Here is a 2,123-nt window from a genome sequence, read left to right as displayed (position 1 = left end):
CGCGCCTACAGGAGAACATCGCGATCACCGCCGAGGAGGACGCCCGCGACGTCTCGTGATGGGGGATCGCGAGCGTCGTCCGGAGAGGCCGGTAGGGTGAAGCATCCGGGCAGCAGAGGGCGGGAAATGACCACGATCTACGACGTCGCGAGGCGCGCAGGCGTCTCGCCGGCGACGGTCTCGCGGGTGTTCAACGGCACCAGGGTCTCACCCGAGAAGATCGAAGCCGTGCGCGCCGCGGCGGAAGAGCTGAACTTCACGCCGAACCGCGCCGCCCGCACGCTGCGCACCCAGACGTCCGAGGTCATCGCCCTCGTCATCCCCGATATCGAGAACCCCTACTTCACGGAGATGGCCCGTGGCGTCGAGGATGTGGCCTCCGAGGCCGGGTACTCGGTGGTGCTCTGCAACTCCGACTCGCAGACCGAGAAGGAGGCGACGTACCTGCAGATCGCGATCGCCGAGCACATGTCCGGCGTCATCATCGCGGCGGCGTCGAAGGCGACGGATCTCGACAGCATCCTCTCCACCGGCCGACCGGTGGTGGCGGTCGACCGCGCCACCCGTCACGAGCTCGATCTCGTCGTGATGGCGAACCGAGAGGCGGGCGTCGCGGCGACCGAGTCCCTGATCGCCGCCGGCCACCGGCGAATCGCGTACATCGGCGGTCCGGAGGACATCGACACCGCTGCCGAACGCGCCGCGGGTTGGCGAGAGGCGCTCGCAGCGGCGGGACGCGATACCGACATCGACGAGCTGCAACGGTTCGCGACGTTCCGTGTCGACGGCGCGCGGGCGGCGATGGAGGAATTGCTCGCCCTGCCCGACCCCCCGGACGCCGTCGTCGCCGGAAACAACCTCATCGGTGTCGGAGCGATCCAGGTGCTCACCGAACACGGACTCACCCCACCGGCAGTCGGGGTCGCAGTCGTCGGGTCGCTGCCCTTCACGACGCTCTCGCCGACCGCCGTCACGATGGTGCAGCTGCCCGCCCGCCACATGGGTGTGACGGCGGCGCGCATGCTCCTCGAGCGCATCGCCGGCGACACCCACCCTGCGCGCACGGTCGTGCTGCGGGGCGAGACCCGGCAGGCGACCGCCCGGCGTTCCGCGTAGGGCTTCGGCCCGCATCGCCTCGGTGACAGACGGTGCATGCGTAACCACGATCTCCTGCTTGCATCGTGAAATCGATTTCAGCTACGCTTTCCTCAGGCGTGATCAAGGAGGACACCATGCGATGCACCCTCGGGGTGGATGTCGGTACATCGAGCACCAAAGGCGTGCTCGTGGCGCCCGACGGAACCATCATCGCCACCACCACCCGCGAGCACGACGTCTCCCGGCCGCACACCGGCTGGGTGGAGATGGATGCCTCGATCTGGTGGGACGAGTTCGTCGACATCGCCCGCGAACTGCTCGCCGCGCACCCCGATGCCGAGGTCGTCGCCGTCGGCGTCAGCGGGATGGGTCCCTGCATCCTGCTCGCCGACGAGAACGACCAGCCGGTCCGGCCCGCGATCCTCTACGGCGTCGACACCCGCGCTTCCGCCCAGATCGAGAGGATCACCGCCGAGCTCGGCGTGGAAGAGATCACCCGCATCGGAGGCTCGGTGCTCACGTCGCAGGCCGGCGGGCCGAAGATCGCCTGGATCGCGGAGGAGGAGCCGGCGGCCTGGGCGCGCGCCCGACGGCTGTTCATGCCCGCATCCTGGCTCGTCCGTCGGCTCACCGGCGCGTACGTCTTCGACCATCAGTCCGCGAGCCAGGTCTCTCCCCTCTACGACATCGAGAGCGAGCGGTGGCACGCCCCGTTCTGGGGTCGCTACGCCACCACGATCGTGCAGCCGCGCCTCGCGTGGGCCGGCGACATCGCCGGCACCGTCACCCTGCAGGCAGCCGAATCGACCGGAATCCCGGCAGGGACGCCCGTCATCACGGGCACGATCGACGCCTGGACCGAGGCCGTCAGCGTGGGCGCGCACGAGACCGCCGACCTGATGCTGATGTACGGGACGACGATGTTCATGGTCTTCACCAGCGCGGTGACGCCGGGGGAGCCCGCGCTGCGCACGCCGTCGATGTGGACCACGGCCGGCGCCTTCCCCGGTACCCGAAACCTCGCC

2 protein-coding genes are annotated in these 2,123 nt (G+C 69.6%); both read left to right on the top strand.

What is annotated here, in order from left to right:
• The first annotated feature begins 126 nt into the window (after nucleotides 1-126).
• Nucleotides 127-1,116, top strand: coding sequence for a LacI family DNA-binding transcriptional regulator (locus ACNPM4_RS08075; RefSeq protein WP_448985345.1), 990 nt, complete (start codon nucleotides 127-129; stop codon nucleotides 1,114-1,116).
• 116 nt (nucleotides 1,117-1,232) lie between these two features.
• A partial coding sequence (locus ACNPM4_RS08070) for an FGGY family carbohydrate kinase (RefSeq protein ID WP_448985344.1) occupies nucleotides 1,233-2,123 on the top strand: 891 nt, incomplete at its 3' end.

The sequence above is a fragment of the Microbacterium umsixpiens genome (assembly GCF_053543675.1).
This window is presented reverse-complemented; position numbering and strand designations above follow the sequence as displayed.

Coding starts and splice junctions, on each gene's coding strand:
- ACNPM4_RS08075 (WP_448985345.1), top strand. CDS start 127: ATGACCACGATCTACGACGTCGCGAGGCGCGCAGGCGTCTCGCCGGCG.